The following is a 20,390-nucleotide window of genomic DNA, read 5'->3' as shown; positions in this document are numbered from 1 at the left end:
AACCCCCGCGCATTCATGCCGGGGAGGTTTCAGGAGGCGGGTCTGATGGAATGCGCACAATTCCCGGTGTTGCCTGAGATGGCGTGACAGCGTTGGGTATTGAACTTGTCGAAGCGCTTGCCTGGAACAGAAGCAACTTCTCATCGAGTTTGTCCGTTGTCCTCGCCTTTGCCACTGGTGCGCTCTGGGTACTAGATTGGGAGACGTGACTGCTCGCCCACGCGGCCCGGTATCTGTGGGTAAGTGAGCGGTTGGGGCGCGATCATGTCAGGATGAAATCCCTTGTCGCCAGAAATCCCCAACGGCTGGGAATGAGTAACGACAGGCTCGGCATTGGCGTCAGCCTGTACCGGGTCTTGATCTGGCCTCTCTGTAAGGGCAATTCGAGGGACGGATAGTACAAGATAGCTACCAGGGCGCGGAAATAGCCGTGTGATGACAAGCGATCAGGAATGTATGTGTGCGCTTTTAGTCGCGCTGGTCAACTCACGTATCCTGCGTTGATGCTCCTGGCGCTTTTAAGAAGACTCCGCGGTCATGAGCCATCCCGCGAGGGCGTACCCGGTAAAAGACCTGTATGCTCTGAGGAAAGGAGGAACGGATGGCCTTTTTGGCCTAACAGAGATACCGAGTCGTGATAATGTATGGTAAGAATCGTATCTATAAGTAAGAGACATACATAACTACTCTATTTCATAGACTTGTCTTGATTACACTAGGGAACGGAAGAGGTTTTGTGGCGATCTCCCTGGTCGTCAGTGCGCTTCACTGCGTGTGCAGGACAGATTTATGAGTACACATGTTTGACTCAATAGTGGTATATCGATAGACAAAAGGACAAACCTATGACAACTACAGGGGAATTGCGTGCAATTATTGAGGACCTGGAGCTGGTAGATATCGGTGATGCTGCCAGTTACCTGGGTGAGGATGTTTGTAGGGAAGAGGATATCACGCTTACTGAGCAGTCAGCCTTGCCCGCACTGAATGATTTTGGATCTTTTTGTGCGTAATTGCTTACCTGGCTCATGCATTTCGCGATCTGTATGTATCCTTGCTACATAGCGCGATGGCCGCATCTCTCACTTATATTCTCAAAAACTAACTATAGTATATATATGAAAGTGCCTGCCTCTCTATTTATGTAAAAGACATAGGGGGCAGGCTTCTCTTTTACTGTTTAGTAGCGAGCGTTGCTCAGGATTTTGGCGCGCTTATCAGAATGAGGAATGCCGCACTTTTTCAACTGTTTGAGGACCTTATCCAGACTGTATTCGACACGTCTGATCTCGGGTTCCCATGTCCCATTGCGCCAGTTAAGAATGCCATAGGAGGCGCGAACATCTTCATCGCGTGGCAGCCCACAACTGCCTACATCGAAGAGGAGGAGTGAGTGCCAGCGACGGGTATAGGGAATGTGGAGGTGTCCAAAGACAAGCGCCCCCACGTTCTGCTCAACGCTCGCTAAAAGTTCAGTAAGCTCCTCATCCTGAGCGTTGGGAAAAATGGCCTGTTCGATATTCTGCGGGTTGGCATGTACAACAAGAATATCGCTTCCATCAGGATTGTGGATGTGGTGTGAGAAGGGCAGCCTGGCCAGGTAGTCGATTCCCTCACGACCGATCTGCTCACGCGTCCAGGTGATGATATTGCGTTTCTTGGGGCCGCTTACCCCGTTGTCGTCAACGACCTCTTTATCCACGTTGCCCTGAATAATGGGGCAGTGGAGACCTTGCACGATATCCAGCACCTCTTTAGGGCGCGGCCCATTGAGGCAGAGATCGCCTGCGATAATAATCTGGTCAACCGGCGGCTGGCTATCCAGGTCCTGTAAGACGGTCTCTAGTGCGACCTGGTTGCCGTGTATATCTGAGATAATTGCTATACGCATAGCTATTACGATTCCATTTTTCTGTGCTGGTTTCTCTATCCATGAGTTTAACTACGTCGAGCTACTATCAGACATTATATCCCACAGTTGTGGGAATGCGAGAAGAATATTGTGGGAAATCCTCAGGGCTTTGTTCCCAGGATAAGTTTTCGCGCCTACGGCGCTCAAGGGTAAGGGGTGTGTACATGGAAAACGGGCTTAGCCCGTTTTCCATGTACACACCCCTTACCCCTAATGGCTTGCTGCGCAAGCCGAGGCGGGACCGGTTGCGCTATAATTAAAAACAAGAGTTGAGCAGTTCTTTGAGAGAAGAAGCGAGGACTGGTAGCATGATTCATCGTATTGGCGTTATCTCCGACACACATATGCCTCCGCATAAGAAAATTCCCGCTGCTGTCTGGACGCTTTTTGCGGGTGTTGAACAGATCATTCATGCGGGCGATCTCTCGACCCTGATAGTCTGCACCATTCAATACGTTGGGATGATTGAGGCACATTCATTTTATGCATAAAAACTAGATCTGAGTAGGAGCAATCTCTACCCTCAGCAATAATTATGTTTCCGTTCCCGACTATTAGCTCCTTTTCTCTAGGGGCCTGGGACCTATTTTCCTTTTTATGCCTGCTAAATGCCCTCGCATTTGTATGCTTCTCCATGCTCTATCAGGTAGCAACGTCATCAGTTGAGCCTTTGTTGCAGTAGCCCAATTTGCTCTTACAATTGCTTCTTCCTCTGGTGTCCAGTCGCCTTGTTTGCCCCTCTGCCGGGCATAGTATAATTCTTCTGTTCCCCAACCTTCATGTAACCAAGTTACTCGTATTCGTACCCAATGAGTGGACATGATATCTATTACAACTTCTCGCGCTACAAAGTTAATGAGGGATTGTCGTTTTGAGAAACGATACTTAGGCCATAGAGCTTCTAGTGCAATCGTCCAAAAGAAAGTAGGAAAGTAGCCGATATGAGAAGGTATGCAACCCATTTTCATTCGACCACTCACCGAATCCGAGCGAGCCCATATCGAGGCTCACTTACGCTCCGGCTCAGCCTTTGTGCTACGCCGTTGCCAGATCCTTCTGGCTTCAGCCCGTGGAGAGCGAGCCATCGCCATTGCGCGGCAGCTGGGCTGCGACGACCAGACAGTGCGCAATGTGATCAAAGACTTCAACGAGCAGGGGCTCGACGTGCTCAAGAAGGAGTCCTGTCGCCCTCATCGGCTACGCACCAGCATTGCCGACGAGAATCTGCCAGCCTTGCGCGATCTGCTCCATCGCAGCCCGCGCGATTTTGGTATCGAGCGCAATCTCTGGTCTCTCCCACTGGTGGCGCAAATCTGCTTGTCACAAGGACTCGTAGCTGCCCCGACCACTGCTGCCAGTGTCCGCCGCGCGCTCAAGCGCTTGGGCGTCAGTTGGAAACGAGCCAAGCACTGGATTACCAGCCCCGATCCGCAGTATGCACGAAAAAAAAGGCTCGTGACCGCTTGATCGCGTACGCTCAACCCCGCTCTGATTGGGCCATTGGCTTCCTCGACGAGGTCTGGTGGAGCCGATTTGCTCTTCCACGCCTTCACACCTGGCAAGATCCAGAGTACCCAGTCCGTTTGGTTGAGCAATCCTGGCAAAAGAATGACCCTGACCCAAAAGCATTGGCTTGCTATGGTGTCCTCTGGCAAAACGGAACCACGGAGGAACCCGTGCGAGAGCAGATGTGGCTTCGTTTTGTCACAGGACGCCCGGTGAGTGAGATCACCATCCAGTTTCTGGACTGGTGTTGTCAGCAATTGGCCGCACAAGGCAAACGTCAGTGGCTCCTCATCTGGGACAACGCCTCCTGGCATGTGAGTAAGATGGTGCGCACCTGGATCAGAAAACACAACCTCGCTGTCAAACAAACGGACGAAGGGGTACGGATTTTGCCTTTCCAACTGCCCACCAAAAGTCCCTGGCTCAATCCAATTGAGCCCAAGTGGGTGCATGGCAAACGCAATGTGGCCGAAACCAATGGGTTGCTTTCGGCTCACCACCTCGCTGAGCGAGTCTGTGCCTATTATGGGTGTGCATATGAGCCACATTTATCTCTTCCCGAAAAGGTTTCGTAATCTTGCACTAGGTCTTGTAGTTCTTCCTCAAGAGAGCCTATATCGTTCTCCGCCTCTTCCTCTAACCTTTGCTTATCTTTCATGAGCAAGAGACGCTCTCGTTCAAGGTTTCTCATTTGTTCAATAATTAACTCTTGTAATCGTGTGCTCACTTGTTTCGGATCAACATTTGAGTCATCTTGTAATTGTGTGCTCGCTTGTTTGGAATCGACGCTTGGGTTATTGTCGTCTTTGACTGTGCTTAGAGCATTTGCAAGTTTTGTCTGTTTAACTTCAATATCTACAAGTGACTGCTCTATTTGTTTGATTTTCTTCTTGCGTCCCTCACGTATTACCTGAGCTTGTTTTTCGTACTCACTGGTTTCTTTTTGCTCTTTGCTCAGTTCTTGAACATGATACATGAGTCGATTTACAATTTCTGCGTCTACTTCCTCGCAAGGTAGGCACATATAATTCTTTGAGCCTAGTTTAAACGTTTCTGGGGCAAGTATGTATATTGGTCGATCAACAGGTGTATCACCATCATACTCACCGTGTGCTTCCGTACGAACAGGCCCATTACTCCATCGTATACGATATTTGCATAGGCCGTATGTTGCCTGATCGCCTCTGTAGAAATACCGTTTTACCTCCCTTCCCTCTAATAATGTTCCATCGAGGTCATATTTTGACAAGCGGTAGTATGCGAAGAAGAAAAGCTCAGGGTCTACAATCGCTTCATGGCTAGTTATCATATTGCCCTGCCTATCGCGCCTGATAACCCCATTTACCGACTGGTAGCCTATATAGACAGGATTGGTAAGTATTGACCTTATAGTATTTCCGTGCTGAAGAATATAACCATTAGAACAAGTACTCCACTTATTAAACTTGTTCACAATGCGACGGTCTATGTGTGGTTCAAAAAAAGGAAAAATAACGGGAGATAGAGCGATTCTTCTGTTTAGCAGCCCTATTTCTCCGCCTACTTCTGCAAATGCTTCAAAGATTTCACGGCGTACAATATCAACGTGTGCGGCGTATGGAATACGCTTCTTAAAGGTTGGGCTATCTTCGTCTAAGTCGACAATGTAACCAATTTGTAAGTCACCAATGCCTGCCCACTCGCCATACTCCCATGCTGCTCTCTCTCTAGCAGGTAACAACCAACCTTTGACATGTTTGGGGATAAAGTCAGCAGCTTCTTTAAATTTCTCTCTTAAACGCTCTTTATCAAAAGGATCACGCATGTCATAAATGTAAAGACGAGGTGAAAGAACCACCAGGACAATATCATGCTGCAACATCTTATCAATAAGTTGATTGTAGTAGATGTGCGTTTCATCACGAAAAGGGCGGCTTTCTTGCCAGCAAGCAATAGTAGAACCATCAAATTTTCCAGAGTCTAAGTCTTCAAAAAGCCGTAGCATGTCTGGGCGCTGATCTGGTCTGAGAGTACCACTCAGACCAAGATCAGCAAAGTATGGATGAATAAGTTTAGGAGACCAACCGCTTTCCTGCCCCCACACAATCATATCCTGTGTTTGCATTTCTCTGCTTTGTGTACGATCTCTTCGCTGGTCCTTCGCTAATGGATCTGAACGTCTCGCATACACAAGCAATGGTCTATTTGTGCGAAGTTGCTTGATAAGAACCTGCTCTTGATCGTTTTGCCTCTTTGGCATGAATTTTCTCATTGCTCTTTCCTTTCCTTCCTTGTGGTTGCTCCTGATTCCGTCTTGGGTTATCTATAAACAAATCAATTAGGAGACGATAGAAAATCTTTTCCTGTTGTTCGTTCATCGTCCACACTCCTTGCCAGTTTGGTACTAGAATGACTTGTATCAATTGTGCCATGAGTGTAACGATATTATTTTAATGCAACGCGATTTTGTGCATAATCGTTATGTACCAGAATTTGGCTTCTGATGCGGGACGAGAAGGCCATTACATACGGATTATGTATCACTGCATTTCTGCTCTCGCTCGCTTTCTCCTGCAAAAATTCGTTAGCGTGCGTGTTCTGGGTGCAGGGTTCCCAGGGCGCGCACGCAGGGCGGGTGGGTTGGGCAACGCGTGAGCGTTCATCAAGCATCCCCGTCTGCTCTGTTGAGGCAAGACGTGCGAACCGCGAACATGCTGCTAGCGGCGTCCCGAAGGGTGGCGTACGACCTTGCGCCATGTGGTAGACTCGCCAGAGCGAGACGAGCGGTGCCTGCGGCGCGTTATCAATGCATAGCCCTCGCTCGTCTCGGCCTTCAGGCTGTACCATATGAGCGGCAAGGTGGAGATGCCAAGCCGCCCGCGATATTGTAGGGGCTGTCTTCGCTGCGGCTTTTCCCATGCTGCGGTTTCCTTTCTTTGCTTAGTAGGTAAGGAACAACAAGCGGATATGGTCAACGTCTGGAAGGGGCGCGTCATTGGATAAAGAAACAGACTGTATTCCTGGTCGTGCTAATAGGAGGCTCTTGGCTTGGGCTTGGCTCTTGCCTGCAATGCTCGCCTTTAGGTGCTCCTGCTCGGCCTGAGAGAACTGATACACCCATGTCTGTGTCCCTGTCGCCTGTATAGTGGTCGTTCCCTGTGCGGTGGTGGTAATGTGAACGTCTCCGCTTGGTGTGTATCCTGCTCCTAGTTGCTGCTTGGCCTGGGTAGTGAGTGCCTGGGTAATGAAGGTTTGGAGGGCTTGCGTCTGGTACACCATGCCTGTGCATGTCTCGTCGAGGGTCACATGCACGCTTGCCGCTTCCTCTCCTGGCTGATGATCGGCGCTCATCTTCTGCTGGCAGTGCAACGGGGTTACAAGTGTCTCGGTGCTTTGCACCTGGGTTTGGAGGGCTGCGGTGGTGCTCTGGTCAAGGCTGGATTTCAGGCTCGCTCCTGCGATATCAATGTCGTGCTGCGTCACCGTCTGGTAGTCGCGTGCTTCCTGCCCTCCGCTAAAGGCTCCGTTGACTGCGGAGATATTGACGCGACAACAGGGGCCATAGATCGCGCCTGCCTTCAGGTTGCCTGCTGGTCCTGCCTGGGTTGCGTGGGCGCTCACGCTCGCCTGTCCTAGTGTGGGATAACTGACAGCATTCACAGTGATATCCTGATCTGTCACCACTTGCACCCCGTTGGTTGCGGTGAGCAAGGTTCCTGCTGGTATGGTTTGGGCATAGGTTGCGTTATTGTAGAACGTGATGTATCCGTGTGCGCTCTGGGCGTCCTGGTGCGCTTTCCCGGTGATGGGAATGGTACGCGCTTGGCTCATCGTCACGACGGGAAGTATCCTTCCTGGCACCTGGCTCTGCGTCTTGTCAGTGCTCCCTCCAATGCTCACAATCAAGCGGGTTTCTAGCGTGTGTGAGACAGGAACCAGCGTCACGGTGGTGGTCGGCGTCCAGAAAGGAGACACATACAGCAAACACCCTACAACAAGCGCACAGACGCATATGATGACGCTGAGAAGCACAAGGGGGCGGGTGTGCTGTCTCATCCACTGCAACGGTCCCCTTCCTCCTGGTTGTAGCTCCTGGTCGATGGGGGGGACGCTTTCAATCACGTTGGTTGGTTCCTCTGGCTCGGCTCGTGGGTAAATGTGAATCTCTACATTCCATTGCTGGCGATTGGGGTCGTACTCCTGGTTGGCTTCAATGTGGGGGATATCGTCCGTGGTGTGTGCATGCTGGTTCTGCTGCTGATCGAGTTCGTGGAAGAGCTGGTCAATGTCATTTTGTATCTGTCTGTCTTGCATGAGGTTCCCTCCGAAAGGAAAGGGAAGAGGTACATTATGGTGTCACTCTTCCCTGAGACATTAGGCGTTTATGGTGCCATCCCACGGCGCTCGACAGGTATCGAGCGGTCCTGCACTCAAGGTCATGTAGTAGGCGATGTCTTGGGTGTGCTCGTCGAGCTGGTCAAAGAAGCTCTGTGGGACGGTTCCCCGCCATCGGATGACAATATAGCCATCTCCTGACGGGTTGGCTTTCCCATAGGAGACGAGAACCGCTTGGATGGGGCGCTCGGCCTGGAAGGTGGTTTGAAAGTCGAGGGCAAGGGTCGCGGTGATGCTCTCGGAACATGCGATAACCACATATTCATCCTCTCCGCTAAAGGTGACGGGCAGCAAAGCTTTCGTCTATGCACTTGTGCTTAAAATTAGATATTCTATGGAAATGTAGATGCTTAACCGTAGTCTAGGGTTAAACAAAGCTAGAGAAACGTCATTATTGCCAAGGAATAAATAGAAAGAGAAAAGACATAAACAAGAAGATCCATGCAACAGGAGGAACATTGTTGCATGGATCTCAACGCACCAGGCGCGTGCTCTTACGCTTCCTGTTTGTCGGGTTTGCGTGCTCGGACGAAGGCACTGATGAACCGGCCATCAACGCTGGCTCGTTCTTCAGGCGAAAGGGACGCTACAGAAGCACTCGCCCCACTCGATGCAATATCATCGAGCGAATAGCGCCGTGTGACTTCAATCTCGATCTCAACAAACCCTACCGTTTGCAGTAGCGAGCGATAGGTGTCTTCCTCAAGCGCCCCAGCGACGCACCCTGCCCAAGACTCCATATCACTACGGATGGCAGGCGGCAATTCACCCTGCACAACAATATCGGAGACGGCAAAACGCCCACCAGGGGTGAGAACGCGATAGGCTTCCCGCAACACCTGCCCCTTGTCAGCCGAGAGGTTGATCACACAGTTAGAGATGACCACATCAACGCTATTCTCTGGTAGCGGGATCGCCTCTATAATGCCTTTTAAAAACTGGACATTCTCTATCCCGGCTTCTTGCCTGTTGCGCTCGGCAAGTTCGAGCATGGCATCAGTCATATCGAGGCCGTAAGCAAAGCCTGTTGGTCCAACCCTCTTGGCCGAAAGCAACACGTCAATGCCTCCGCCACTTCCCAGGTCCAGGACCTTCTCTCCAGGCTTCAGCTCAGCAAGCGCCGTTGGGTTGCCACACCCAAGGGAGGCTAGCGCTGCGGCAACAGGGATCTCGCCTAACTCCATCTGCGTGTACAAGTCAGAGGTAATTGGATTGCCCTGGCCAGCCTCAGAGGAGCAGCAGCTTGACGCACAACAGGAGGATGGTGTTTGAGCCTCCGGCGCTGGTTGTGTCTCTGTCTCTTCAGATGATCCACAGCAACTTGGTCCACAACAGGATGATGCGCTCTCTGCCGGGGTTCCAAGTACCTGTAAGGCGGTTCGCGCATACCTGGCGCTGACTTCTTGCCGCAACTGTTCATCACTCTGGGGAACTGTCTTCATGTGTGTATTCCTTTCCTTGTCTGATCACGAGAAGGGGATTGCGCCCCTCTCGTTTTCCTTTACCTGAAGAGACGGTGTTCGGCAAAAAAGGACGCAGCGGTTGACCCTCGCCTGCGTTTGTGTCGTCACAGCAAGCCGACTGCTCGCAGCAGTCACAGCGTGGCTGATAGTCTAGGATGTGTCTACGACGATCCAGCTCAAAGTGGCAACAGGCCAGCAGTTCCTGTTTGAGTTTTTCTCGTGCGCGCTGGACCCGCGATTTGGCACCAGAAAACGAGAGGCCCAGGCACTCTCCCAGCTCCTTCTGGGTGAGACCTTGATACTCAGTGAGAATTAAGGCCTGCCGGTCCTGCTCAGGCAGAGCCAATACCATTGCTCGGACACAGGGGAGCAGCTCGCTGACAATATCATCATCGGGCAGCTCCTCTGCCAAATCAAGCACCTCTTGCGCATCCAGGGGAGTCATTGTCTGGTGGTGGCTGCGATAATGGTCGATAATGATATTGCGCGTGATCTGATAGATCCAGCCCTCCAGCCGTCGGGCGTCTCTCAGGCTTGCTCCCTGTTGATGGATCTTGAGAAAGACTTCTTGTAATAAATCCTCCGCGGTGGCTTCATCTGCCACGCGGCGGCGAATAAACTGGTGGAGAGGCGTATGAAACGCTTCCCATGCTTGCTCAGTGATGCTAGCCATTGCTTGTTCCTCTCGGCTGCTCTTTGGTTTTGAAAGGAAAGACGGACCAGCAGCCAAAAGGACGCACGATCTGTTCCTAAGAAAGCAAGAGCGGAAGAGCTGGGCGATCACAACCATCCTTTTTGCTCAGCCAGGCGCGCCGCCTCCATGCGATTGCGTGCCTCCAATTTCTGCATCGCTGCGGAAAGATGATTGCGTACCGTCCCCTCGGATAAAGCAAGACGTGTGGCGATCTCGGCATGGCTGATCCCAGGAAGAGTTGCGGCAAGCACTTCACGTTCACGAGGTGTCAGCGGATTCATCCCCTCGGAGAGGGCGGCCAGAGCTAGATCAGGATCAACGACTCGCTCGCCTGCCATCACACGCCGCAGCGCGATGGCTAACTCCGAAGCTGGTGCATCCTTGAGCAGAAAGCCCACCACTCCACTCTCCATCGCCCGGCGCAAGTAGCCGCTGCGTCCAAAGGTGGTCAGGATCACACATCGGCACCTGGGCAATACTTCGTGTAATGCCTGAGCTGCGGCAAGCCCATCGAGACCCGGCATTTCAATATCCAGAAGCGCAATATCCGGTTGCAAGGCCAAAGCTGTCCGCATGACCTCATTACCTCGCCCTACTTCCGCAACGACCTCAATATCCTTTTCTCGGCTGAGTAGAGCCGAAAGCGCTCCGCGCACCATTGCCTGATCTTCTGCAAGCAGGACTCGGATCATGCGTGTTCCTCCTGAAATGATGCTGTTTCTCATCTCTTCGGAAAGGGCAGTTCCACGTATAAGCGAAAGTGTTCTTTCCCTTGGAGCAGAAGAGAGCCAGCCTCTAGTTGTCCCCCCAGCAATGAAATGCGTTCTCGCAAGCCTGCGAGTCCCAGACCTCTCCGAGACAGCTTTTCTTCTGGCCCCCGCTCACCGCCATCGTTAAGAATCTCGGCTCCGACCGTTTCGTTCTCATGAGTCAGGCGAATGTAGCACTGCCGCGCGCGACTGTGGCGGATTACATTGGTCACTCCTTCGCGTACCGTCCAGGCGAGTGCGGCATCCAGCGTCGGTGGAAGTGGTTCTTTGAGCGGTTCCATTTGTACTGTGATTCCCGCCGCTTCGAGCAGTTGCCAGGCTCCCTCTAACTCGCTTGCGAGCGCCGGTTGCCGATATCCGGCCACGGCCTCGCGCACGTCGCGCAGCGTCTTTCGTGACACGTGTTCGATCTCGGCGAGTTCCTGGGCACAGCGCTTAGGATCTTCCTCGATCAAGCAGGAGGCGAGTTCGCTTTTGAGGGAGATCATGGAAAGGGTTTGCCCCAACAAGTCATGCAAATCGCGGGCGAGGCGCTCGCGCTCTTCAATCACTGCCAGGCGGGCCAGCTCTCGACGTGCGGTATGCAGTTCCCGAATGGCGCTCCCCATGCGAGCCACGCCAATCATGTCCAGGCCAATGCCTCGCACTAGCAGCAGAAAGGCGATAAGCCACCACCAATCTATCCGCTCCATGCCCCCATTCATCGTCACGGTAAGAACGAGTGCGGAAAGCGTCAATACGACGATCACAGCAAACGCCCTGCGCTGAGGAAACAGGATACCAGCCAGAGCACTCAGCCCAATGAACAGCCAGAGAAAGGACAGACCATCGATCAAACTGAACACGAGTGTCAGCGCGCTCAGTGTTCCAAAGAACAGCCACGAGAAGCGTGATTGAGAGCGCAACCATGCTCCCAGAGTGGCCGGGTGCGGCCACATCAGCCAGGTGTAGCCGACGGCAAAACCAGTCAGGGCCAGCAGCCCCAACGTCAGATGCCAGGAAGGGATCGGTTTTTGCAACAGTTCGACCAGAGGAAAGGCGAGACAGACCAGCCAGGCATGCTGATAGAGCCGCCATAACCGGAAGGAGACTCCACTGGAAGCAATCACTCCCTCATTGTGAGCTGTGCTCTCAGAAGAAGCCGCCTGGATTTCTTGCTCTGCTGTGTCTTGATCGTGCCCGATCTGCATATGACCTCTCCTCTTGGTTTCTTACCTCTGGACCGTTCTCGCCCTCCCATTCTACCATTGTTGGCCCGCGTGCTGTGGTTTCCCTGGCCGGTGCTCGGGTTTTCCTCTTCTGTGAGGAAACGCTTTGCATGCTTGTCCTCAAGGGAGATAACTGACCAGTGCCCACAGGATCGAGGCGAAGATCAGCACATCCAGGGCGGCACGAACCATTTGCAGGCGCTCAAACTGGTTAAAAATCGTGTCAAGTTGCTGGTCATCATCGGCGGCCTGGCGTTGACGAGGCAATGTTGGCAACGCCCAGAGAAGGGTGATGAGCAGATGCACAACCCATAAGACGGCAGCCAGGTACATCGGCAGCGCATGCGGAAGGGCTGTTTGCTGGAAGAAAGCCGTCCCTGCTGTGGCAAGCGCAAGGAGCAGAGTACCAATGCCAAGGGGAGGATACCAGATCCTCGCGGTGCCAAAATCGGTTGCCAAGCTATACGCCGAATAGGCTCTGACTCCAATCCGGTGGCGTGCAGGCAGTTGTCGAATGGAGACATCAAGACTCGCTCCAGCAGCGATGCCAGAGAGCGCGGTGGTGGCTATCACCAGCAGGACGATGAGGTGGTTCATATGCCAGGGCACTCCTTCTTTGTCATCTCTTCGCCCGTTCTGGCTGGCCTTTCTCTGACGCAGAGCGGGGCGAAGAGCACCATATGGGTGCTAGAGCAGGATCTGTGGGTTCATAGGACGAGCAGGAGGAAATTCTCCAGCCTTGGCACGCCGGTGCAGTTCTGCTGCCGTCGCGCCCGCCTTGTGTGCCTCCCTCATCTGTGCGGGGTCAACGAAGGCGCCCATCGGGTTGCGCTGGAAGTCGGGCGAGGTCCTCATGTATTCGCTGGATGCATCCCAGTCACCGAAGTTATCAACAAATACCTCAATGCTGTTACCATCGGGATCTTGGTAGTAGAATGCAGTGGTTGGGCCGTGATCAGCAGCGAGTACCGGTTCAATTCCCCACTCTTTGAGACGCTCCCACGAGGTCAGGAGATCGTCGATGGTAGCATACTCGAACGCCACATGCTGAATTTTGGCGTGAGGATAAGGGGCAACGGTGTCACGCGTACCAGGGAGCGAGAGCACAGCCAGGCGGTGGTGCGCTCGGTCGTTGGAGAGAAAGACCAGCCCGTGCGATGCCTGGACCGCGGTCATTCCGAGCACCTTGGCGTACCAGTCAAGCATCTCCTCCAGGTGCGCGGTGATCACTCCGAAGTGATGGAAGGTGGGGCAAATGAGAGCATGCTGCTCAGATGGGTGTAACATAGATAGCTCCTTTTTTTGATACCCTGTTGCTTCTTGAAAGAGAAGATCACACAAAACCAGGAGGAAAGGGCCTTCCAGTTCCTCTTCCCCTCTGTGCGCTGATGAGCATCACGCAACGACCAACGTCCACAGCAGAACAAAAAACGCCACGACCTGCAACGTCGCCCGAAGAGCGTGCCAGCGCGCAAAGCGGTCCAGTTTCGCGGCCAAGAGCGCTTCGTCATCTGGTGCGTTCTTGAGACTAAGCATGATGGGTGCCGCTCTGCTCGTGGCAAAGGCATGCAGCACACTCAAGAGGGCGGCAACAGACAGCGATAGCACCACCTCCATCCTTGTGTGGGAAACGAAGGCGAAGAGGGTCGCAAGCACGGTGAGTAGCGCTGCGCCGATGCCCAGAAGCGGGTAGACGAGCAGTCCGTTGCCCAAATCGTTGCCACGAGCAAAGGTTGCATAGGCAACCACACCAATGCGCCGACGGGCTGGTAACTTCACCAGCGCCGTATCCACATTGAGACCTGCGAGCAGTCCATTGATGGTAGTGGCCGCCACTAGCAAAAAGAGCAGAAGATTCATACACGTCCTTCTTCCTGTCTGTCCATAATGAGATCCTTTGGTGGGATAAGAAGAGAACTCCGCAGCAGGCCAATAATGCTAGTCATCATTGATGCACCCAACCAGAGGCGCATGATCAGGTGATCCCTTAGCCGCTCAATGTCAAGCGAAACGATCAAGAGGCGCTCCGACGCTCGGCCCGTTGTCTAGCGCCTGAGCAGTGGCACCGCAAACAGCACGAACACCCCCACATCAACGCCAACATTAAACCGAACCCCAAACCAGACGGAAGCTGCCGCCTCGACCGCCAGCCACATGAGCAGCCCAACCAAAAGTGCTCGCTTCAATGCTTGATCGTCACGCTGAAAGGCCAACCGTCCTATGAGCAAGAGCGTGGTGCCCCAGCCGATCATCAGAGCGCCATACAAGGCGCTTTCCCAATCGATGAGCACATTTCGCCGCACTGGCAAGACCTTGAGCCCAACGAACACATAGAGGATTCCGAACAGAATCAAAATGACCGAGACGATCCGAAACCAGAGTGCGAATGGCTGTTTTCTCATACTCCCTCCTTTCCTGGCTCTCCCCGTACCGCTCTGGTCGTTTTCGGCGCGAAACGGAAGAGCGAGAGTACGACGAACGGGAGCGCAATGACGGTGGGGAGAACCCAGAACGTGAGCGGGGGAAGCGCATTTAGACCTGGGATCAGGTGGGCGTTATCCACATAAAAGGCCGTCCACATGACGACGTAGGACCCAATCATGCCGATGATGTGGGCAACCACCCACTGCTTCCCAAGCAGGCGCCGAACCTGTGGCACCTGGCGAAAACGGCGGGCTCCATAGCCACCAAGTGCGAAACCATAGCCGATCACGGCCAGGAAGAAGAGATAGGCGTCGGCTGCCCAACGCTCTCCTGATAAGATGGTGGCTGTGAGAAAGACAACGGTATAGGCCCACAGATAGCGGGTTCCCCAACGAGGATGGCGTTCTCGGCGTTTGGGGGCACGGAACGCCATGAGGCCAGTGACTCCTGTCAAGAGGCCCGCCACCGCATGCACGACAAGCGGAAGGAAGAAGGAGAGAGGAAAGCCATCGATCATAGGGTCATTCCTTTTAGACTGTTGTTGCTCCAGGTGCAGGCAGTCGGGAAACCACCATCCAGCGTACAGAATGCCAGTGTATTGCGCCCGATCTGCTTGTACTGGAAAGTATAGGGGCACAACAGGGAGCAGGGAAGTGAAATTGCTCGTGATTTGGGCGTGACAAATGTCATGGGGAAGCTGCCGCTGTTTTCTCAGCGACAGCACCAGTCTTTTCCGTACACCTGCGCGTTCACAGCAGGCGTCATCTGTTATCTCCTGTGAACGGCTCGGCTCCAGTCCTGAGCACCCATCTGCACCAAGTCCCAGGGACTGCCCAAAGGAGGGGTGTAGGAAAGGTCAAGATCAGAGAGTGTATCAACGGTCATCTCATGAAACAATGCGGTGGCAAGCGTGTCGATCCGCTTGGCAACTTCGGTTCGTACTGGTCCCACCAGTTGCGCTCCCAGGAGACGGCCTGTGGCCAGATCACCCGTGAGGCGCATATGAACGGATTTCGCACCAGGATAATAGACCTTGTGGTCGAAGTATGCTCCCTCAACTGTGAAGGGATCGAAGCCAGCCGCGCGCGCTTCGTGATCGCGCAAGCCCGTTCGTGCAATGGCCAGATCAGAGACCTTCACGACCTGGGTGCCGAGCGTTCCTGCAAAGAGGCGATGGCCTCCCACAGCGTTTTCTCCAGCAATGCGACCTTGCTTGTGAGCTGTTGTCCCCAGGGGCAAATACGTGGGTCGTTGCAGCATGCGATGCCAGGTTTCTACGCAATCGCCGGCGGCGAAGATATCGGGATGAGAGGTAGCCATCGTCCTGCTCACGCGCAAGGCTCCCTGTGTTCCCAACTTGATACCCAACGCCTGTCCTAGCTCTGCTCGTGGTTCGACGCCCGTTGCGATGAGAACCAGATCGGTCTGTGCCTCAAACCCTCCAGAGCCAGATACACACAAGCGCGCTGAAGAGAGCGAGATCTGTTGCACCCCGATCCCCGTTTCTACCCTGACTCCCTGCTGCTCCAGTTCGGCACGAACCAGTGCTCCCAGGCTGGGATCAACCGTTCTCAGGACCGACTCTCCATGTTCCACAAGCGTCACAGCCAGGCCACGCAGCGTCAGGGCATCGGCCATTTCCACGCCAATGTAGCCCCCACCGATGATGAGCGCCGAACGAACGACGTGTCCTGACAAATAGTGTTGCATCTGGAAACTCTCCTCCATCGAATGCAGGAGAAACACGCCTGGGAGGTTCTGGCCTTCGATCCGAGGCGCTCTCGCTCGCGCTCCCGTCGCGAGAATCAGGCGATCATAGACGATCTGCTGGGTGTGCTCAGCCCAATCGTTTACCGTGATGCGGTGAGTGTCGGGATCAACGAAGAGCGCTGTATGATCCAGCAGGAGATCAATGCCTGAACGGATAAGCTCTTCTCGCGTCCGGTGTGCAAGCTGATGATAGTCAGAGACTTCTCCACTCAGATAGAATGGGAGACCACAAATGCTGTAGTTGGGGAAGGAATCTTCTACGATGAGCGTCACCCTCGTCGAGGGGTCCAGTTCCCTCGCGCGAAGAGCGGCACTGATACCCGCATCGCTGCCACCAATAATGACCAGATGGCTCATCCTTGCTGCTCCTCCGCTTTGGCCGCCGCATACAACTGCGCATAAGAAAACGAGGGCTGGCGGTCAAGAAACTGGTTGATTTTTACCGCAATGAGGTCGCGAATGTGACGAAAGGTGGCAAGCCGTTCCTCTTCTGTGCCGGTGATGCGGCTGGGATCAGGAAACCCCCAATGGACCTGGGATCTGGCATTGGGGAAGAACGGGCACGTTTCTTGCGCTTCGTAACACACCGTTACCACCAGATCCATCGGGGGCTCGCTCGCAAACGCCTCAATGCCCTTGGCAGTCTGGCTGCTGATATCAATGCCAATCTCCTGCATGGCTTTGATGGCGAGCGGATGCACCACGCGTGGCTCGGTTCCTGCACTGAAGACCTCAAAGGCCGATCCCCCATGTGCGCGCAGGAGTCCTTCGGCCATCTGGGAACGAGATGAGTTGTGGGTACAGAGAAAGAGTACTCGCAGAGGGGCATTCACAAAGCGTGATGGCTCAGACATAAGTCTTCTCCTCCTGGGTTGATAGGGCATCAGGATGCTCAGAGGCCTCCTGTGTTGCTGGTGGTCCGCTCGCCTCACGTAGCCAGCGGTAGATGATGGCTCCCGCAACCGCTCCAAGCATTGGTCCCAGAACATATACCCATTGAGCTGTCCACATTCCACTGATGAGGGCTGGGCCAAGTGAGCGAGCAGGATTCATGGACGCCCCACAAATAGGACCTGCAAAGAGGGCTTCCAGGCCGACCGTGGCACCAATCGCGAGCGCAGCAGCCTGCCCTACTGCACGGGTGTCGGTTGCCATGGCCATAATGACGATCATGAGAAAAAAGGTGAGTAAAGTTTCGAGCCCAAAGGACTGCCAGGCTCCTCCGGCGCCCACCGGAAGTGTGGTTCCGAGGAAGGCGACATCCCCCAGCAGGAATCGTAAGCACATGGCAGCAAGCACCGCTCCTGCCAGTTGTGCCACCCAGTAGCCAATGAGCCGCCGGAGAGGGAAGTGGCGGACGACCACAAAGGCAAGGGTTACCGCCGGGTTGAAATGGGCTCCGCTGATATGCCCGAAGGCGTAAATCATCACAGTGATGATCAGGCCAAAGACGAGGCTCACACCAACATGGGTGACCGCGCCATGAGAGAGCGTGTCGATCATGATCGCTCCGCACCCTGCAAAGACCAGGCCAAAGGTGCCCAGACCCTCTGCAAGATAGGCAGCCCAGGTTCTTGAGGCGAGCCTCAGGGCAAAAGGGCGAGGTGAACGCGATTGTTCAATAATGGTTTTACTGCTCACGAGGATTGCTCTTCTTTCGTTCTAACAGAGGCAAAAACGAGCGAATGCGTGTGGTCAACTGTAGAGCGGTTTGCTCAAAGGTGTGAAGCTGTTCAGCTTCTGTTCCCTGCACAGTGGCTGGATCGGGAAAACTCCAATGGATACGCTCAGGATCATCGGAGAAGGTGGGGCAGACCTCTCTGACGCGATCACAGACCGTCACAATCGCATCGAAGTGTTGGCCCTCAAACAGGTGGAGGGGTTTGGGTGTGGCTTGACTCATGTCAATGCCCATCTGCTCCATAACGCGGCGGGTCAGAGGGTGAATGTGTGCGGCAGGCTGACTTCCCGCACTGTATGCCTCAACCATTCCTTGGCTCTCCTGGCGAAGGAGCGCCTCGGCCATTTGCGAACGCGCGCTGTTCTCTGTACAGAGAAAGAGCACCCGCAACCCAGGGCCATGGGAAAGTGGCTCCTGAGGAGCTCTTTGCTCCATACCCATCGTGACCGCAGGATGAATAAGGGAACCAGCAGCCAGGTATCGTCCCTGGAGCTGGTCCAGATTGAGTCGATAATAGACCTCTCGCTCGTCAGCGCTACTGCGGCGCTCACTCACCACCTGTCCTTCACGTAATTTTCGCAGATGATAAGACACCAGATTTTGTGGGAGTCCGAGGCGTTCAACGAGCTCTTGAACCCGATAATCAGAATGTGCCAGTTCTCGTAGGACTGCCCATCGGATATCGTGGGCAATCAACTTGAGAATGCTGGGAAGTTGCGCAGTGGATGTTTTCATGGCCCTCCTTTTCTCTATCAAATTAATTTGCATCGAAATACTTTGATGGATTGTAACAGAGCGTTTTGAGAAAAGCAAGAATTATGAGAAATTAACGCCTAAGAGGTGATGGAACCAGCATTATCCTCTTGCTGTTTACCAAATTCCTTTTTGCTTTTTGGTTGGGCGATAGATGCTTTCCTTCCTATATGAGTGTCTTCCGTTTTCTTGCTTACTCATAAAGTGGGTTAAACCATTGGGAGTACGATGCCGCAACCGATACATGATGAGGCAACAATACTATATATGGTGCAACTGTCATCACGTTTGCCGCTTACTCGCTTAAGGTTTAACATTGACAAAAAGAAACCAGGGAGTAACGCTTGCGCTCCCTAGTCTGTAAGATTGCTTTTTCTGTGTTAAGCTATCCTATCTACTGCTGGCACTGAGGATTAAGGGGATCTGACTAGTTACGACTGAACATCCAAACGATCTGAGTGATAAAATTAAGCTGCTGAGAGAGGCTGAATAACAGAGATAACAATGTAAGATGGAGAAAACGCAAATGATGCATCACATTGGGGTCATTTCAGACACACATATCCCGCAATTTAAGCAGTTGCCAGAAGCTGTGTCGGCCCATTTCGCGGAGGTAGAATTAATCATCCACGCTGGCGATTTATCGCGCCTCTCAGTAATTGATGAGCTTGAAACCCTGGCGCCTGTCATGGCGGTACAGGGCAATATCGAATATGAAGAGGTTGTTGAGAAATTGCCGATCAAGCGCGAGGTTGTCGTAGGTCATTGCCGTATTGGCATTGTGCATATTCTAGGAGATACGCATAATAGGGAGAGGATGGCTCGTCAGGAGTTTCCCAACGCCCGCGTCGTTGTCTACGGCCACAGCCACATCCCCTCCAACAAAGAATATAATGGGCAATTGTTGTTCAATCCGGGCAGTGCGACGGATCGACGAAAGCAACCGAGATGCAGTGTTGGGTTGTTGCATGTGGATGATGAGGAGAAGAAGGTATGGGGAGAAATTATTTGGTTGTAAATGGCGAGATAATTTCTATAGCTTCTTTTCAATAGTCCCAGCCTGGGAATGTGCTATCTGGCTTACCTCGCAAGCGGGTTAAACCCTTGGGCGATTCGCTTACTTTGGGGTTTTACTGAAACGTTCGGGTGTGAAAATGTGGGGGTGCCAACAACGTGGGAGGAAAGCGCGAAAGGAACAACCAGGGGCGCGGTGGAGGTGAGGCCGCGCTACAAAAAAGCCTAAGTAGATCGTATGTTATAGGCGCAAAGGAAAAAGAAACCAGGGAACACAGGTGTACTCCCTGGTGCCGTGAATATCTTCTCACATTGTTACATGGTTGCGTGTAACGTTGTCTTAACGTCCTTACGCTCCTCACGAAGCAGCACGCGTATTGCCATAATGATTTCTTTCATCGATTGTCCTGAGATTGGAACTAGGTTATACTGTACTGGCCGTACTCTCGGAGCTGGAGACGATTGCTCCCGTGATTGCGGTGCAGGGAAACGTGGAGCGGGATGATGTCGTAATGGCTCTGCCGATCAAGCGTGAGATACTCGTGAGTTTCTGCCGCATTGGTATTGTGCATATTCTGGGCGAGCGAAAACACTATGCGCGCAACGCGCAGCGGGAGTTTCCCCAGGCGCGGGTGGTGGTCTTTGGCCACAGTCATATTCCATATAATGAGGAGCATGAGGGTCTTCTCCTGTTTAATCCTGGGAGCGCGAATGAGCGGCGTAGTCAGCCCAGGCGGAGTGTAGGGATGCTCTCTATTGATGATGAGGCTACGAGTGTGCGCGGGGAGATTTTGTGGCTTGAAGAGGAGCCGTAGAGCAGG

At 53.2% G+C, this 20,390-nt stretch carries 25 protein-coding genes; 6 read left to right on the top strand and 19 right to left on the bottom strand.

Translation table 11 applies throughout. The features are described 5' to 3' along the window. The first annotated feature begins 845 nt into the window (after window positions 1-845). Window positions 846-1,013: a hypothetical protein gene (locus KRAC_RS71595; protein ID WP_007911600.1), complete on the top strand. Its 168-nt coding sequence runs from the start codon at window positions 846-848 to the stop codon at window positions 1,011-1,013. A 167-nt stretch (window positions 1,014-1,180) separates the two neighbouring features. Here KRAC_RS71595 and KRAC_RS23955 read toward each other — a convergent pair whose 3' ends face one another. Continuing rightward, on the bottom strand, window positions 1,181-1,891 hold the full coding sequence (locus KRAC_RS23955; protein WP_007911598.1) for a metallophosphoesterase family protein: 711 nt from the start codon (window positions 1,889-1,891) through the stop codon (window positions 1,181-1,183). A gap of 329 nt (window positions 1,892-2,220) precedes the next feature. Between KRAC_RS23955 and KRAC_RS23950 the strand changes: the two genes are divergently transcribed. The 3 genes from KRAC_RS23950 (at window position 2,221) to KRAC_RS71585 (ending at window position 3,993) form a co-directional block, all read left to right on the top strand. After that, on the top strand, window positions 2,221-2,403 hold the full coding sequence (locus KRAC_RS23950; RefSeq protein WP_007911591.1) for a metallophosphoesterase family protein: 183 nt from the start codon (window positions 2,221-2,223) through the stop codon (window positions 2,401-2,403). 460 nt (window positions 2,404-2,863) lie between these two features. Further along, the gene (locus KRAC_RS71590) at window positions 2,864-3,379 is read left to right on the top strand and encodes a helix-turn-helix domain-containing protein (protein ID WP_007905169.1); all 516 of its coding nucleotides are present in this window, start codon (window positions 2,864-2,866) and stop codon (window positions 3,377-3,379) included. Continuing rightward, window positions 3,376-3,993, top strand: a complete 618-nt coding sequence (locus KRAC_RS71585; RefSeq protein ID WP_007905171.1) for a transposase — start codon at window positions 3,376-3,378, stop codon at window positions 3,991-3,993. Before KRAC_RS71590 ends, KRAC_RS71585 begins: the two co-directional genes overlap by 4 nt. Here the strand turns inward: KRAC_RS71585 and KRAC_RS23935 are convergent. The 18 genes from KRAC_RS23935 to KRAC_RS23855 all read right to left on the bottom strand — a co-directional run bounded on the left by KRAC_RS23935 (window position 3,942) and on the right by KRAC_RS23855 (window position 18,537). Beyond that, window positions 3,942-5,522 (bottom strand): recombinase family protein, encoded by a 1,581-nt coding sequence (locus tag KRAC_RS23935; RefSeq protein WP_157507003.1) that lies wholly within the window; start codon window positions 5,520-5,522, stop codon window positions 3,942-3,944. The two genes, KRAC_RS71585 and KRAC_RS23935, sit on opposite strands and share 52 nt — an antisense overlap. A gap of 76 nt (window positions 5,523-5,598) precedes the next feature. Continuing rightward, window positions 5,599-5,775, bottom strand: coding sequence for a hypothetical protein (locus KRAC_RS71580; protein WP_157507000.1), 177 nt, complete (start codon window positions 5,773-5,775; stop codon window positions 5,599-5,601). 67 nt (window positions 5,776-5,842) lie between these two features. Further along, window positions 5,843-6,316 (bottom strand): hypothetical protein, encoded by a 474-nt coding sequence (locus KRAC_RS23930; protein ID WP_007911586.1) that lies wholly within the window; start codon window positions 6,314-6,316, stop codon window positions 5,843-5,845. Between the two features lie 21 nt (window positions 6,317-6,337). Continuing rightward, complete coding sequence (locus KRAC_RS23925) at window positions 6,338-7,711, bottom strand: baseplate J/gp47 family protein (RefSeq protein ID WP_007911584.1); 1,374 nt, start codon at window positions 7,709-7,711, stop codon at window positions 6,338-6,340. Between the two features lie 60 nt (window positions 7,712-7,771). Further along, window positions 7,772-8,050: a hypothetical protein gene (locus KRAC_RS23920; protein ID WP_007911583.1), complete on the bottom strand. Its 279-nt coding sequence runs from the start codon at window positions 8,048-8,050 to the stop codon at window positions 7,772-7,774. 236 nt (window positions 8,051-8,286) lie between these two features. Beyond that, window positions 8,287-9,234, bottom strand: coding sequence for an arsenite methyltransferase (arsM, locus tag KRAC_RS23915; RefSeq protein WP_007911582.1), 948 nt, complete (start codon window positions 9,232-9,234; stop codon window positions 8,287-8,289). After that, entirely contained in the window at window positions 9,212-9,928 is a 717-nt protein-coding gene (sigZ, locus tag KRAC_RS23910) for an RNA polymerase sigma factor SigZ (RefSeq protein WP_007911581.1), read from the bottom strand. The genes arsM and sigZ overlap by 23 nt, the downstream gene beginning before the upstream one ends. 107 nt (window positions 9,929-10,035) lie before the next feature. Further along, window positions 10,036-10,641, bottom strand: coding sequence for a response regulator transcription factor (locus KRAC_RS23905; RefSeq protein ID WP_007911580.1), 606 nt, complete (start codon window positions 10,639-10,641; stop codon window positions 10,036-10,038). 29 nt (window positions 10,642-10,670) lie between these two features. Continuing rightward, on the bottom strand, window positions 10,671-11,909 hold the full coding sequence (locus KRAC_RS23900; RefSeq protein WP_007911579.1) for a sensor histidine kinase: 1,239 nt from the start codon (window positions 11,907-11,909) through the stop codon (window positions 10,671-10,673). A 138-nt stretch (window positions 11,910-12,047) separates the two neighbouring features. Further along, complete coding sequence (locus KRAC_RS23895; RefSeq protein WP_007911578.1) at window positions 12,048-12,524, bottom strand: hypothetical protein; 477 nt, start codon at window positions 12,522-12,524, stop codon at window positions 12,048-12,050. Window positions 12,525-12,614: 90 nt separating this feature from the next. Next, window positions 12,615-13,214 carry a VOC family protein gene (locus KRAC_RS23890; protein WP_007911577.1) on the bottom strand — a complete coding sequence of 200 codons (600 nt, stop codon included), beginning with the start codon at window positions 13,212-13,214 and terminating at the stop codon, window positions 12,615-12,617. Between the two features lie 108 nt (window positions 13,215-13,322). Further along, the gene (locus KRAC_RS23885; RefSeq protein WP_007911575.1) at window positions 13,323-13,787 is read right to left on the bottom strand and encodes a hypothetical protein; all 465 of its coding nucleotides are present in this window, start codon (window positions 13,785-13,787) and stop codon (window positions 13,323-13,325) included. A gap of 185 nt (window positions 13,788-13,972) precedes the next feature. After that, window positions 13,973-14,329: a hypothetical protein gene (locus tag KRAC_RS23880; RefSeq protein ID WP_007911574.1), complete on the bottom strand. Its 357-nt coding sequence runs from the start codon at window positions 14,327-14,329 to the stop codon at window positions 13,973-13,975. Next, window positions 14,326-14,868, bottom strand: a complete 543-nt coding sequence (locus KRAC_RS23875) for a hypothetical protein (protein ID WP_052568547.1) — start codon at window positions 14,866-14,868, stop codon at window positions 14,326-14,328. Before KRAC_RS23875 ends, KRAC_RS23880 begins: the two co-directional genes overlap by 4 nt. Before the next feature lie 251 nt (window positions 14,869-15,119). Beyond that, entirely contained in the window at window positions 15,120-16,478 is a 1,359-nt protein-coding gene (locus KRAC_RS23870) for an FAD-dependent oxidoreductase (protein WP_007911572.1), read from the bottom strand. Beyond that, window positions 16,475-16,975: an arsenate reductase ArsC gene (locus KRAC_RS23865; RefSeq protein WP_007911571.1), complete on the bottom strand. Its 501-nt coding sequence runs from the start codon at window positions 16,973-16,975 to the stop codon at window positions 16,475-16,477. Before KRAC_RS23865 ends, KRAC_RS23870 begins: the two co-directional genes overlap by 4 nt. Further along, window positions 16,968-17,762: an MIP/aquaporin family protein gene (locus KRAC_RS23860; RefSeq protein WP_007911570.1), complete on the bottom strand. Its 795-nt coding sequence runs from the start codon at window positions 17,760-17,762 to the stop codon at window positions 16,968-16,970. The genes KRAC_RS23865 and KRAC_RS23860 overlap by 8 nt, the downstream gene beginning before the upstream one ends. Next, entirely contained in the window at window positions 17,752-18,537 is a 786-nt protein-coding gene (locus tag KRAC_RS23855; RefSeq protein WP_007911568.1) for a metalloregulator ArsR/SmtB family transcription factor, read from the bottom strand. The genes KRAC_RS23860 and KRAC_RS23855 overlap by 11 nt, the downstream gene beginning before the upstream one ends. Window positions 18,538-19,081: 544 nt before the next feature. Between KRAC_RS23855 and KRAC_RS23850 the strand changes: the two genes are divergently transcribed. Together KRAC_RS23850 and KRAC_RS23845 are read left to right on the top strand one after the other, a co-directional pair. Then, window positions 19,082-19,573, top strand: a complete 492-nt coding sequence (locus KRAC_RS23850; protein WP_007911567.1) for a metallophosphoesterase family protein — start codon at window positions 19,082-19,084, stop codon at window positions 19,571-19,573. A gap of 409 nt (window positions 19,574-19,982) precedes the next feature. Then, window positions 19,983-20,384 carry a metallophosphoesterase family protein gene (locus tag KRAC_RS23845; protein ID WP_052568545.1) on the top strand — a complete coding sequence of 134 codons (402 nt, stop codon included), beginning with the start codon at window positions 19,983-19,985 and terminating at the stop codon, window positions 20,382-20,384. Window positions 20,385-20,390: the final 6 nt, after the last annotated feature.

Source organism: Ktedonobacter racemifer DSM 44963, from assembly GCF_000178855.1.
Lineage (GTDB): Bacteria > Chloroflexota > Ktedonobacteria > Ktedonobacterales > Ktedonobacteraceae > Ktedonobacter > Ktedonobacter racemifer.
Note: the sequence above shows the minus strand (reverse complement) of the source record. Positions and strands in the feature narration are given on the sequence as shown.

Bases quoted from the DNA above. Each gene is read 5' to 3' on its own strand.
- KRAC_RS71595 (WP_007911600.1), top strand. From the start codon at position 846: ATGACAACTACAGGGGAATTGCGTGCAATTATTGAGGACCTGGAGCTG.
- KRAC_RS23955 (WP_007911598.1), bottom strand. From the start codon at position 1,891: ATGCGTATAGCAATTATCTCAGATATACACGGCAACCAGGTCGCACTA.
- KRAC_RS23950 (WP_007911591.1), top strand. From the start codon at position 2,221: ATGATTCATCGTATTGGCGTTATCTCCGACACACATATGCCTCCGCAT.
- KRAC_RS71590 (WP_007905169.1), top strand. From the start codon at position 2,864: ATGCAACCCATTTTCATTCGACCACTCACCGAATCCGAGCGAGCCCAT.
- KRAC_RS23935 (WP_157507003.1), bottom strand. From the start codon at position 5,522: ATGCAAACACAGGATATGATTGTGTGGGGGCAGGAAAGCGGTTGGTCT.
- KRAC_RS71580 (WP_157507000.1), bottom strand. From the start codon at position 5,775: ATGAACGAACAACAGGAAAAGATTTTCTATCGTCTCCTAATTGATTTG.
- KRAC_RS23930 (WP_007911586.1), bottom strand. From the start codon at position 6,316: ATGGGAAAAGCCGCAGCGAAGACAGCCCCTACAATATCGCGGGCGGCT.
- KRAC_RS23925 (WP_007911584.1), bottom strand. From the start codon at position 7,711: ATGCAAGACAGACAGATACAAAATGACATTGACCAGCTCTTCCACGAA.
- arsM (WP_007911582.1), bottom strand. From the start codon at position 9,234: ATGAAGACAGTTCCCCAGAGTGATGAACAGTTGCGGCAAGAAGTCAGC.
- sigZ (WP_007911581.1), bottom strand. From the start codon at position 9,928: ATGGCTAGCATCACTGAGCAAGCATGGGAAGCGTTTCATACGCCTCTC.
- KRAC_RS23905 (WP_007911580.1), bottom strand. From the start codon at position 10,641: ATGATCCGAGTCCTGCTTGCAGAAGATCAGGCAATGGTGCGCGGAGCG.
- KRAC_RS23900 (WP_007911579.1), bottom strand. From the start codon at position 11,909: ATGCAGATCGGGCACGATCAAGACACAGCAGAGCAAGAAATCCAGGCG.
- KRAC_RS23895 (WP_007911578.1), bottom strand. From the start codon at position 12,524: ATGAACCACCTCATCGTCCTGCTGGTGATAGCCACCACCGCGCTCTCT.
- KRAC_RS23890 (WP_007911577.1), bottom strand. From the start codon at position 13,214: ATGTTACACCCATCTGAGCAGCATGCTCTCATTTGCCCCACCTTCCAT.
- KRAC_RS23885 (WP_007911575.1), bottom strand. From the start codon at position 13,787: ATGAATCTTCTGCTCTTTTTGCTAGTGGCGGCCACTACCATCAATGGA.
- KRAC_RS23880 (WP_007911574.1), bottom strand. From the start codon at position 14,329: ATGAGAAAACAGCCATTCGCACTCTGGTTTCGGATCGTCTCGGTCATT.
- KRAC_RS23875 (WP_052568547.1), bottom strand. From the start codon at position 14,868: ATGATCGATGGCTTTCCTCTCTCCTTCTTCCTTCCGCTTGTCGTGCAT.
- KRAC_RS23870 (WP_007911572.1), bottom strand. From the start codon at position 16,478: ATGAGCCATCTGGTCATTATTGGTGGCAGCGATGCGGGTATCAGTGCC.
- KRAC_RS23865 (WP_007911571.1), bottom strand. From the start codon at position 16,975: ATGTCTGAGCCATCACGCTTTGTGAATGCCCCTCTGCGAGTACTCTTT.
- KRAC_RS23855 (WP_007911568.1), bottom strand. From the start codon at position 18,537: ATGAAAACATCCACTGCGCAACTTCCCAGCATTCTCAAGTTGATTGCC.
- KRAC_RS23850 (WP_007911567.1), top strand. From the start codon at position 19,082: ATGATGCATCACATTGGGGTCATTTCAGACACACATATCCCGCAATTT.